Here is an 11,584-nt window from a genome sequence, read left to right as displayed (position 1 = left end):
GCGATCGCTTGCACGCAATGCGTACACTCGAGTCTCGTGCGAGCGGTACTCCGATGACGGCGTCGCGGTCGCTGACTGCGGGGCTCGTCCTCGTGCTCGGTGTGCTCATGACCGCCAACCCGCTCGCGGCGAGCCTCTTCCTGCCGGGCCTCGGCGTGATCGTCGACGAGCTCGGCACCACCGTCGCGGGTGGCCAGATGGTGTACACCGGGTTCCTCCTCGGCGTCGCGGGCGGTCAGCTGCTGATCGGTCCTCTCTCGGACGCCACCGGTCGCCGCCCGGCGCTGCTGTGCGGGCTGGGTCTGCTCGCCGCATCCGCCGCCGCATCCGCCGCAGTCGGCTCGATCGAGCTGCTCGTGGCGACGCGCGTGGCGCAGGGGCTGGGGGCTGCGGCCGTGGTCGTCGTGGCCCGAGCGGTCGTGGCCGACCTCGCGACCGGTGTGGCGGCAGCCCGCGCCTACAGCATCCTCATGTCCGTGATCGCGGCGGGTCCTTTCGCTGCCCCCATCCTCGGCGCCGCGGCGCTGCAGCTCGGCGGCTGGCGGGCGGGCTTTCTCGTGCTCGCGGTGTTCGCCGCCCTCGCGCTGGCCGCGGCGGCCGTCCTCGTCCCGGAGAGCCTCGAACGCGAACGGCGCCAGATCCTCCGGTTCGGCGCCATGGCCGCCAACTACGGGCGCCTGCTGCGCGATGGCGGATATGTCCTGCCTGCTCTGTCGATGGCGTTCGCGTTCGCGGCGCTCGCGGTGCACTCCGCCGCATCCTCCTTCGTGACGCAGGAGATCCTGCACACGGGACCGTGGGGGTTCGCTCTCGTCTACGCGCTCTACGCGGGTTCCGTTCTCGCCGGCAGCACGATCAACGCCGTGCTGGTGGGGCGCTTCGGCATCCGACGGATGATGGCGGCCGCCCAGGGCGCGGCCCTCGTGGCGACCGCCGCGCTGCTGGTGTTCGCCCTGTGGGGGCCGTTCACGCTCGTGACCTTCCTCGTGCCCGTCCTCGTGAGCGGGGCCGCGGCATCCGCGGTGCTGGCCGGTGCGAGCGCCCTCGCCCTGTCGCGCGCGCGGTTCGCGGCGGGCGCGGGGGCCGCGCTGATGGGATCGGCGCAGTACGCGGTGGCCGCCGCGGCGGCGCCCGTGGGAGGCGTCCTCGGATCGCACACCGCCGGCCCGATGGCGGCGGGCATGCTCGTCTGCCTCGTCATCAGTGCCGTGTGCGCCGCCCGCACCCGTCCCTGACGCGTGGTGCGGGGTGGGGGCGGTGCGTGTGGAACGGGGTTGCGGGGGCGGAGCGGTGCGGGGTGGACCGGGAACCGGGCTGGCGCGATCCACATCGCGGCGTGCGGAGAAACATCCTGGCAATACGCGCGCGATTAGGCTCATCGCATGGGCGACTTGTTCGACGGCTACGGCTCCACTCTCGCGCCGCGCAAGACCCCGCAGGGGTTGCCCGCGTTCGACGAGATGTTCGGTCATCCCGCGCATCCCGGAGCGGCGGCGGAGTCGCGCAGCGCCTACCGCGAGCTCTACCAGGCGCTGGCGCGCATGACGCAGGAGGAACTGCGCGGTCGCACGGAGTCGCTCGCCTCCAGCTACCTCGCGCAGGGCGTCACCTTCGACTTCGCGGGTGAGGAGCGGCCGTTCCCTCTGGATGCGGTGCCCCGCATCATCGACTACGCGGAGTGGAGCGAGATCGAGGCCGGCGTCAAGCAGCGCGTCCGGGCCCTCGAAGCGTTCCTCGACGACGCCTACGGCCGCCAGAACTGCGTGCGCGACGGGGTGATCCCCGCGCGTCTGATCGCGTCGAGCCAGTACTTCTACCGCCAGGCCGCCGGCATCCACTCGGCGAACGGCGTCCGCATCCAGGTGTCCGGCATCGACCTCATCCGCGACGAGCACGGCAAGATGCGGGTGCTCGAAGACAACGTGCGCGTGCCCTCGGGCGTCAGCTACGTCATCTCCAACCGCCGGGTCATGGCGCAGACCCTGCCCGAGCTCTTCCTCTCGATGCGGGTGCGTCCCGTGGGCGACTACCCCAACAAGCTGCTCGCGGCCCTGCGCGCCTCGGCCCCGCCCGGCATCGACGACCCCAACGTCGTCGTGCTCACGCCCGGCGTCTACAACTCGGCGTACTTCGAGCACACGCTGCTCGCGCGGCTCATGGGCGTGGAGCTCGTCGAGGGGCGCGACCTGCTGTGCATGGGCGGGCGGGTCTTCATGCGCACGACCCGCGGGCCCAAGCGCGTCGACGTCATCTACCGCCGGGTCGACGACGACTTCCTCGATCCGCTGCAGTTCCGCGCCGACTCGATGCTGGGCGCGCCGGGGCTCATGCTCGCCGCGCGCATGGGCAACGTCACGATCGCCAACGCGGTGGGCAACGGCGTCGCCGACGACAAGCTCCTGTACACCTACACGCCCGACCTCATCCGCTACTACCTGTCGGAGGAGCCCATCCTCCCGATCGTGGACACGTGGCGGCTCGAGGACCCGGCGGCCCTCGAGGAGGTGCTGGACCGCCTCGACGAGCTCGTCGTGAAGCCGGTCGACGGCTCCGGCGGCAAGGGGCTCGTCGTCGGTCCCGACGCCTCGCGTGCCGAGCTCGAGACGCTCCGCAAGACCCTGCTGGCCGACCCGCGCGGGTGGATCGCGCAGCCGGTCGTCATGCTCTCCACGATCCCCACGCTCGTCGAGGACGGGATGCGGCCGCGCCATGCCGACCTGCGACCGTTCGCCGTGAACGACGGCGACGACATCTGGGTGCTGCCCGGGGGTCTCACGCGTGTCGCGCTCCCGGAGGGGCAGCTCGTCGTCAACTCGAGCCAGGGCGGCGGGTCGAAGGACACCTGGGTCGTCGGCGGCGCGGCCCCGGGCCACGTCGAGTACGGGCAGGGCCAGGGGCTGGCGGGGCTCGTGGCCGACCAGGCCTCGACGATCACGCAGGCCATCCCGATCATCACGGATGCGGCATTCGAGGTGACCCCCGACGAGGTCGATCACTCGCCGCAGGACCGTCCCCGCTCGAACGTCGAGCAGCAGGAGCAGCAGCAACAGGTCCGCCAGGCCGCATCCGCTCCACGGCATGTCCCACTTCCCGCAGGAACCGACCCCGAAAACTGCGGCAACCGGGACATGCGTTGCAGCAATGGGGACATGGAGGGGGGTGCGCAATGCTGCTGAGCCGGATCGCCGAGAGCCTGTTCTGGATCGGGCGCTACATCGAGCGCAGCGACGGCACCGCCCGCATCCTCGACGTACACCTGCAGCTGCTGCTGGAGGATCCGTGGATCGACGAGGACACCGCGTGCCGCTCCCTGCTCGCGGTCATGGGATCCTCGCCGCCCGACGGCGTCGAGACGGTCACTCGCGAACACGTGCTCGCGCGCCTGGCCGTCGACCGCATGAACCCCTCCAGCATCCTCTACTCGCTGACCTCGGCGCGCGAGAACGCCCGCCGCGCGCGCGAGATCGTCTCGACCGAGCTGTGGGAGTGCCTCAACACGACCAACGCGCGGATGCCGCGGCGACTGCAGACCGACAAGGTGCACGAGTTCTTCCAGTGGGTGCGCGAGCGCGCCGCCCTCGCGGTCGGCGTCGTCGACTCCTCGACGAGCCGGGACGAGGCCTGGCAGTTCTTCACCCTCGGCCGGTCGATCGAGCGCGCGGACATGACGGCGCGCCTGCTCGCGACCCGATCGCTGACCGAGGCGTCCGGGCCGTCGTGGACCACCATCCTGCGCTCCTGCGGTGCGTACGAGGCGTACCTGCGCACGTACCGCGGCATGCCGAGCGCGCGCAACGCGGCGGAGTTCCTGCTGCTCGACCGCCTCTTCCCGCGCTCGATCATCTACTCGATCTCGCGGGCCGAGGAGTGCATCTCGGCCATCGACCCGCGCGAGGACCGCGTGGGGCAGTCGAACCAGGTGCTGCGGGCGCTCGGCCGCATCCGCAACGACCTCGAATACCTGCCGATCGGTGACATCCTGAGCGAGCTTCCCGCCCACATGCTCCGGGTGCAGACCGTCACGCGCGAAGCGTCCGACGCCATCCGCCAGCGCTTCTTCCCGACGCAGGCCGAGCCCAGCTGGATCGGAGAGACCTCATGAAGCGGCTGCGGATCGAGCACGAGACGGGCTTCCGGTACGGCGGCGACGTCTCGGCCTCCTACAACGAGGCGCGGATGCTGCCCGGCACCACCGAGAGCCAGTTCGTGCTCAGTGCGGCGCTCGAGATCGAGCCGTCGACGGCGGTCAACACCTACGTCGACTACTTCGGCACGCGGGTGAGCGCGTTCGACGTGCTCTCGCCCCACCAGGCGCTGACGATCACCGCGCGCTCGCTCGTGGAGGTGCGCCCCCGGCCCATCGAGCACACCGGCATCACCTGGGACCGTCTCGCGGCCGAGGCCGCGCGGTCGCTCGAGACGGTCGAGCAGCTGACGCAGACGCACCGCACGCGTCCGCATCCCGAGGTCGCCGAGCTCGCCGCATCCTACGCATCCCGGCACGACGATCCCGGTCGGGCGGCGCACGAGATCTGCGTCGCGATCGGGGATGCGGTGGAGTACATGCACGGTGTGACCGGCGTGCACTCCACGGCGATCGACGCGTGGGAGGCGCGCAAGGGCGTCTGTCAGGACATGGCGCACATCGCGATCGGCGCGCTGCGCTCCGTGGGAATCCCGGCGCGCTACGTGTCGGGCTACCTGCATCCGCGTCCGCAGGCCGAGGTCGGCGTCGCAGTGACGGGGGAGTCGCACGCCTGGGTCGAGTGGTTCGCCGGCGAGTGGACGGGCTTCGACCCCACGAACAACATCGAGATCGGCGACCGCCACGTGCTCGTGGGGCGCGGCCGCGACTACAACGACGTGCCGCCGCTGCGCGGCGTGTACGCGGGGCCGTTCAAGAGCAACCTGCACGTGAAGGTGACGATCACCCGCGAGGCCTGACCGGCGCGCTCTGCCGTGGCCCAGGTCGGAGAATCGGCCGAACGTCGGAGGATGCGGCCGGAAACCTCCGACATCGGGTCGCATCTCCGACGCGACGCGGGCCGGGCGTCAGGGCCGGGCGTCAGGGGCGCGGTGCGCGGGCGGTCCGGGGTGGACGGCGACGGATGCGGCGGCGCGCTGCCGCATCCGGCAGGGTGATGGGGGCGGTCGCCGCGGCGACCTCGTCGCTGAACTCCTCCGGAGCGACGACGCGGACGGGCCGGGTCTCGTCGATCTCGAACCGCAGGCGCGCCTCGGGGTCGCGGCGCACCCTGCCGGATGCGAGGAGCCAGGTGACGCCGATCGCGCACCCGATGAGGCCCGCCACGGCGCCGACGTCGATCGCGGTGCGCGGACCCCATGCGTCGGCGACCCAGCCGGCGATCGGGGCGCCGATGGGCGTGGCGCCCATGATGACCGCCATGTACAGGGCGAGCACGCGGCCTCGCAGGGCCGGATCCGTCGTAGTCTGCACGTAGCCGTTGGCGGTCGTGAGGATCGTGACGGTGCTGAAGCCCACGAACACGAGGCTCACGGCGTAGAGCGGGTACGTCGGCATCGCCGCCGAGATGAGCGAGAACACGCCGAAGGCTCCGAGCGCCGCGATCACGACCCGCATCCGGGCGCGATCGCGTCGTGCGGCCAGCAGTGCGCCCGCGAGGGAGCCGATGGCGAGCACGGAGCTCAGCAGCCCGTACCCGTCGGCCTGCTGCCCGAACTGCACCGCCATGGTGGAGGCGAAGATCGGGAAGTTCATGCCGAAGGCCGCGATCAGGAACACCATCGCGAAGATCACCTTCAGATCCGGCCGCCCCGCGACGTAACGGAATCCGTCGGCCAGTCGCGCGCCGCCTGGGGCGCGGGTGCGCGGCACGAGCTCGCGCACCCGCACGAGCATGAGCGCCACGAGCATCGCGAGGAAGGTGCCCGCGTTGACCATGAAGACCCACCCGGTGCCCACCAGCACGATCAGCACGCCGCCGATCGCCGGTCCGAGCAGACGCGCGGCATTGAAGGACGCGGAGTTGAGTGCGACGGCGTTGGAGGCGTCGTCGCGCGACACGATGTCGGTCACGAACGCCTGACGTGCCGGCGCGTCGAACGCGTTCGCGACACCGAACGCCGCCGCGAAGCACCACATGAGCGGCAGCGTCATGACGTTGGTCAGCAGCAGGACGCCGACGGCGACGGCCAGGAGCATCAGTGCCGACTGGGTGACCAACAGCATCCGTCGGCGATCGAAGCGGTCGGCCGCCCAGCCGGTGATGCTCACGAGCACGAGGGGAGGCCCGAACTGCAGCGCCATCGTGACGCCCATGGCGGTGGCGTCGTTGTCGGTGAGCTGCGTCAACACCACCCAGTCCTGGGCGGTCGCCTGCATCCAGCCGCCGATGTTCGAGACGAGCGCGCCCAGGAACCAGACGCGGTAGTTGAACAGGCGCATCGAGCGGAACATCGCGCTCATCGCTCGGCCACTCGGCGCAGGATCTCCGATGCGGCATGCAGCGTCGCGCGCTCCTCTTCGTCCAGCTCGTCGAGCGCCGCCTCGAGCCAGGCGTTGCGACGGCGCACCGTCTCTTCGACGACGGCGCGGCCCGCATCCGTCAGGACGATGTTGACCTTGCGGCGGTCGGTGTCGTCGCTGCGGCGCTCGAGGTAGCCCGACTCCTCGAGGCAGTTGACCGTGCGGTTCATCGAGGGCGCGGTCACCCGCTCACGCGCGGCGAGCTCGCCGAGGGTGCGCGTGCCGTTGACCTTGAGCGCCATGAGCACCGAGAACTGCCCGTCGCTCATCGAGTCGACCGCGCGCTGGGCGCGCAGGCGCCGGGCGAGGCGGAAGACGGACATGCGCAGCTCTGCCGCTTCGGCGGCGCGGGGGGAATCGTCGGTCATCTCGATCCTTAGCATAGCTCATTAGTCTTGCTAAGGATCGGAGGTTCACTCGGTCGTGATCTCCTCGCGCCGTCGACTGCCGAGGGTGAGCGTCGCCACCAGGCCCACGGCGATGAACCCCGCCGCCGTGAACGCGGCGTAGCGGGTGCCGTCGGAGAACGCGGTCTCGGCGGCGGTCGCGATCTCGGCGGTCTGCGGGTTCGCGGCGAGGCCCGCGATGGCGCCGCCCGCCGAGTCCACGACGCTGGAGACGATCTCGTCGCGCTGGGATGCGGGCACACCCGCGTCGTCGAGCGAACTCGCCAGCAGGCCCCCGGTCGAGGTGAACAGCACCGTGCCGAGGATCGCGACCCCGAGCGCCGCACCGACCTGGCGGGAAGTGGACTGCGTGCCCGAGCCCTGTCCGGAGAGCTCGACCGGGACGTCCTGCAGGATGACGCCGGTGAGCTGTGCCGTCGCGAGCCCCACGCCGAACCCGTAGACGAACAGCGCCGGCAGCAGCCAGCCCCAGGCCGCACCCGGGGCGACGACGAGGCCGACCCAGACGATGCCGATGATCTCGGCGAGAAGCCCGACCCGCACGATCGCGACCGGTGTCACGCGGCCGGATGCGGCCCCCGCGAAACCGCTCGCGACGAAGGAGCCGATCGCGAGGGCCAGGAGCACCAGGCCCGTCTGCAGTGCGTCGAAGCCGAGCACGAACTGCAGCCACAGCGGCAGCGACAGGATGATGCCGAACTCGCCGAGGGCGACCGTGAGCGCGACGAGGTTGCCGTCGCGGAACGTGCCGATGCGGAACAACGACAGGTCCAGGAGGGCGGCGCGGCCGCGCTGGACCCGGTGCACGCTCCACGCGATGAAGGCGATGAGCGCGACCACTGCGATCGCGAAGGCCACGGGCACGGGCGAGATCGAGAACGGCCAGGTGAACGAGCCGAGCGAGAAGGTGGTGTCGGTGTTCTGCCACCAGCCGTACGTGCGTCCTTCGATGAGTCCGAACACGAGGGAGCCGAAGAGGACGACCGACAGGAGCGCTCCTACCCCGTCGATGCCCCGTCGGGCGGATTCGCGGGACTCCGGGACGGTCATCAGCACGCCGATCACGATGATGACGGCGAGGGGAAGGTTGATGCCGAACGCCCATCGCCACGAGAAGGCGGTGGTGAGCCAGCCTCCGAGCAGAGGCCCGACGGCTGCCATGCCGCCGATCGTCGAGCCCCATACGGCGAATGCGATGCCGCGCTCCTTGCCGCGGAAGGTCGCGTTGATGAGGGAGAGGGTCGTCGGCAGGATCATCGCGCCGCCCACGCCCTGTACGAGACGCGCGAGGATCAGCAGGCGCCCGTCCGGGGCGAGCGCCGCGGCGATGGAGGCGAGCGCGAACAGGACGACGCCGATGAGCATGAGCCGCCGCCGGCCGATCCGGTCGGCGATCGACCCGAACAACAGGAGGAAGGCGGCGAAGACGAGCGTGTACGCCTCCTGGATCCACTGCACCTCGGTCGAGGAGACGCCGAGCTCGTCGACGATCGAGGGCACGGCGACGTTCACGATCGTCGAGTCGACGATGATCAGCGACACGGCGACGCTGATGAAGACCAGGCCCGCCCAGCGACGGGATGACGGAGCGCTCATAATTTGTCTCGCTTTTCTAGCTTTCTCGACCAGAGATTACACCCGGCAGCGCCGTGCGCGACCCATAAAATCGAGACCATGCCGGAGTTCACCGACGCGCTCGGCGTCGCGATCGTCTACGACGTCCATCCCGCCCAAGGCGCCGCGCGCGGTGTCGTCCAGCTCCTGCACGGGGTCGGCGAACACGCCGGCCGTTACCCGGTGCTGATCTCGGCTCTCACCGAGGCCGGCTTCACGGTCTACGCGGACGATCACCGCGGGCACGGGCGCACCGGCATGAAGCAATGGGGGGACACCGCGCGTCTGGGCCGGCTCGGCCGCGGCGGACACCGGGCGGCGGTGGATGCCGTCTGGCAGCTGACCCGCCGCATCCGAGACGAGAACCCCGACCTCCCGCTCGTGCTGCTGGGCCACTCCTGGGGATCCTTCCTTGCACAGATCCTCGTGAACCGGCATCCGGAGGCCTACGACGCCGTCGTGCTGTCGGGATCGGCGCTGCGTCTGCCGGGCACGCTGAACGCGGGCAACCTCAACGCGCCGTGGCGGCGAGAGGATGCCACGGGCACCGCGTGGCTCTCGAGCGACCTCTCGGTCGGGCGCGCCTTCGTCGACGACCCGCTGACCACGGTCACGCCCCTGCTGAAGCTCTTCGGGCCCGTCGACGCCGCGCGGCTGTTCGGACGCCCGCGCCGGAATCTGGGCCGCGACATCCCCATCCTGCTCATGGTCGGGCGCGACGACACCGTCGGCGGCCCCCGCAGCGTCCACAAGCTCGCGGCCGAGTACCGCGAGCGCTCCGGGCTCACCGACGTCACGACCCTCGTCTACCCCGGTGCGCGCCACGAGATCTTCAACGAGGTCATGCAGGCCGACGTGCGCGCCGACCTCCTCGCCTGGCTCGACGCCCGCATCCCCTCGCGCGCCTGAGGCGCTCTTTGTCCCGGTCTGTCGCCCCCATTCCCCCGCGAGACTGTCCCCACGCCCTCTCCACACCCGCTGCGCGGACGCGGAGCCTCTGGGCGCGTGGGCCCATCTTGATGACGAGATCACGGGTATCAACCGTGATCTCGTGCGGGAAGTGCAGTCTCGGCGACGTGGGTCGAGGATGCGGGGCCGCGGGGGAGCGGGCGACCTAGGCTGAGAGCATGCACGGTGAGTACAAGGTCCCCGGGGGCAAGCTCGTTGTCGTCGATCTCGAGGTGCGGGAGGGGCGCATCGCCGACGTGCACCTCGCGGGCGACTTCTTCCTCGAGCCGGACGAGGCGCTGATCGACATCAACCGCGCGGTCGAGGGGCTGTCGGTCGAGACGGATGCGGCCACGATCGCCGCCGCCGTCCGCGCGGCGCTTCCGGACGGCGCGCAGCTGCTCGGCTTCTCGCCGGAGGCGGTCGGCACGGTCGTGCGCCGGGCGCTGGTGACCGCTCCCGGCTGGAAGGACTTCTCCTGGGAGGTCGTGCACGACGCGCCCGTCTCGCCGCGGATGAACCTCGCGCTCGACGAGGTGCTCACCGCTCGCGTCGGAGACGGCCGCCGCAACCCCACCCTGCGGCTCTGGGAATGGAACGAGTCCGCGGTGGTCATCGGCTCCTTCCAATCGCTGCGCAACGAGGTCGACCCCGAGGGGGCGGCCCGCCACGGGTACGACGTCGTCCGGCGCATCTCGGGCGGAGGCGCGATGATGATGGGCGCCAACGCGATCATCACCTACTCTCTGTACGTGCCGGCATCCCTCGTCGCCGGCATGACCTTCGCCGACTCGTACGCGTTCCTCGACGACTGGGCACTGCAGGCGCTGCGTTCGCTCGGCGTCGAGGCGACGTACCAGCCGCTCAACGACATCTCCTCGCCGCAGGGCAAGATCGGCGGCGCCGCGCAGAAGCGCCTCGCCAACGGCGGCGTCCTGCACCACGCGACCCTCAGCTACGACCTCGACGGAGAGGTCATGACCGAGGTTCTGCGCATCGGGCGCGAGAAGCTGAGCGACAAGGGCACGGTCTCGGCCGCCAAGCGCGTCGACCCGCTGCGCCGACAGACGGGCCTGCCGCGAGAGCAGATCATCGACCGCTTCATCAGCACGTTCACCACGATGTACGGCGCGACGACCGGGCATATCACCGAAGCGGAATACGCCGAGGCGGAGGAGCTCGTTGAGAGCAAGTTCGCGACGGATGCGTGGCTGCAGCGCGTGCCGTGAACGGGCTCACCTCCGGGACCGTCGCCATCCACCACGGCGACAACCTGGCCGTCGCGCGCGAACTCCCCTCCGGAGCCTTCACGCTGGTCTACCTCGATCCGCCGTTCAACACGGGGCGCTCCCGCATCCGTGCGATCGAGACCGCGACGGCACCCGTCGCGGATGTGGTCTCCCGGCCCGGCTTCCGCGGGCAGGAGTACGCGCGGCTGCGGGGCGACCTGCGCGCGTACGACGACCGGTTCGACGACTACTGGGGCTTTCTCGAACCGCGGTTGCTCGAGGCCTGGCGCCTGCTGGCGGACGACGGCACGCTGTACCTGCATCTCGACTATCGCGAGGTGCACTACGCGAAAGTCATGCTCGACGCGCTCTTCGGTCGTGACCGGTTCCTGAACGAGATCGTGTGGGCCTACGACTACGGCGCGAAGAGCCGACGCCGATGGCCGACGAAGCACGAGACGATCCTCGTGTACGTGAAGGATCCGGCGCGGTACTTCTTCGACGCGGATGCGGTGGATCGCGAACCGTACATGGCGCCGGGGCTGGTCACGGCCGAGAAGGCCGCGCGCGGCAAGCTGCCCACGGATGTGTGGTGGCACACGATCGTGCCGACCTCCGGCGGCGAGAAGACCGGATACCCGACGCAGAAGCCCGAGGGGGTGCTGCGTCGCATCGTGCAGGCATCCAGTCGCCCCGGAGACGCGGTGCTGGACCTCTTCGCGGGCAGCGGAACGACCGGCGCGGTCGCCGCTCCTCTTGGCCGGCACGCCGTGCTCGTCGACGACAACGCGGATGCGGTCGCCGTCATGCGCCAGCGGATGCCGCGCGCCGTCCTCATCCCGCCGCTGCCTCGCGAGGCCTGAGCCGCACGCGCCGCG

Annotated in this window: 10 protein-coding genes; 7 read left to right on the top strand and 3 right to left on the bottom strand. The window is 70.7% G+C overall.

The features are described from left to right. The first annotated feature begins 53 nt into the window (after positions 1-53). The 4 genes from QE374_RS07000 to QE374_RS06985 all read left to right on the top strand — a co-directional run bounded on the left by QE374_RS07000 (position 54) and on the right by QE374_RS06985 (position 4,944). Positions 54-1,235 (top strand): Bcr/CflA family efflux MFS transporter, encoded by a 1,182-nt coding sequence (locus QE374_RS07000; RefSeq protein WP_309733391.1) that lies wholly within the window; start codon positions 54-56, stop codon positions 1,233-1,235. 147 nt (positions 1,236-1,382) lie between these two features. Next, a complete protein-coding gene (locus QE374_RS06995) occupies positions 1,383-3,176 on the top strand; it encodes a circularly permuted type 2 ATP-grasp protein (protein ID WP_309733390.1) in 1,794 nt (597 codons plus the stop codon). Then, complete coding sequence (locus QE374_RS06990; RefSeq protein ID WP_137419271.1) at positions 3,170-4,102, top strand: alpha-E domain-containing protein; 933 nt, start codon at positions 3,170-3,172, stop codon at positions 4,100-4,102. The genes QE374_RS06995 and QE374_RS06990 overlap by 7 nt, the downstream gene beginning before the upstream one ends. After that, entirely contained in the window at positions 4,099-4,944 is an 846-nt protein-coding gene (locus QE374_RS06985) for a transglutaminase family protein (RefSeq protein ID WP_234073734.1), read from the top strand. The genes QE374_RS06990 and QE374_RS06985 overlap by 4 nt, the downstream gene beginning before the upstream one ends. 121 nt (positions 4,945-5,065) lie before the next feature. Here the strand turns inward: QE374_RS06985 and QE374_RS06980 are convergent, their stop codons facing one another. Genes QE374_RS06980 through QE374_RS06970 form a run of 3 tightly spaced genes read right to left on the bottom strand, consistent with a single transcriptional unit; the run spans position 5,066 to position 8,511 of the window. Beyond that, positions 5,066-6,439 (bottom strand): MFS transporter, encoded by a 1,374-nt coding sequence (locus QE374_RS06980; RefSeq protein WP_309736643.1) that lies wholly within the window; start codon positions 6,437-6,439, stop codon positions 5,066-5,068. 5 nt (positions 6,440-6,444) lie between these two features. Further along, entirely contained in the window at positions 6,445-6,876 is a 432-nt protein-coding gene (locus QE374_RS06975) for a MarR family transcriptional regulator (protein WP_309733386.1), read from the bottom strand. Positions 6,877-6,921: 45 nt separating this feature from the next. Beyond that, on the bottom strand, positions 6,922-8,511 hold the full coding sequence (locus tag QE374_RS06970; RefSeq protein ID WP_309733384.1) for a DHA2 family efflux MFS transporter permease subunit: 1,590 nt from the start codon (positions 8,509-8,511) through the stop codon (positions 6,922-6,924). A gap of 78 nt (positions 8,512-8,589) precedes the next feature. Here QE374_RS06970 and QE374_RS06965 point away from each other — a divergent pair, with 78 nt between their 5' ends. The 3 genes from QE374_RS06965 to QE374_RS06955 all read left to right on the top strand — a co-directional run bounded on the left by QE374_RS06965 (position 8,590) and on the right by QE374_RS06955 (position 11,569). Next, the gene (locus tag QE374_RS06965) at positions 8,590-9,438 is read left to right on the top strand and encodes an alpha/beta hydrolase (RefSeq protein WP_309733383.1); all 849 of its coding nucleotides are present in this window, start codon (positions 8,590-8,592) and stop codon (positions 9,436-9,438) included. Positions 9,439-9,656: 218 nt separating this feature from the next. Next, complete coding sequence (locus QE374_RS06960) at positions 9,657-10,706, top strand: biotin/lipoate A/B protein ligase family protein (RefSeq protein ID WP_309733381.1); 1,050 nt, start codon at positions 9,657-9,659, stop codon at positions 10,704-10,706. Continuing rightward, positions 10,685-11,569, top strand: coding sequence for a site-specific DNA-methyltransferase (locus QE374_RS06955; RefSeq protein WP_309733380.1), 885 nt, complete (start codon positions 10,685-10,687; stop codon positions 11,567-11,569). Before QE374_RS06960 ends, QE374_RS06955 begins: the two co-directional genes overlap by 22 nt. Positions 11,570-11,584: the final 15 nt, after the last annotated feature.

The sequence above is a fragment of the Microbacterium sp. SORGH_AS_0428 genome (genome assembly GCF_031453615.1).
Classification (GTDB): Bacteria; Actinomycetota; Actinomycetes; order Actinomycetales; family Microbacteriaceae; genus Microbacterium.
This window is presented reverse-complemented; position numbering and strand designations above follow the sequence as displayed.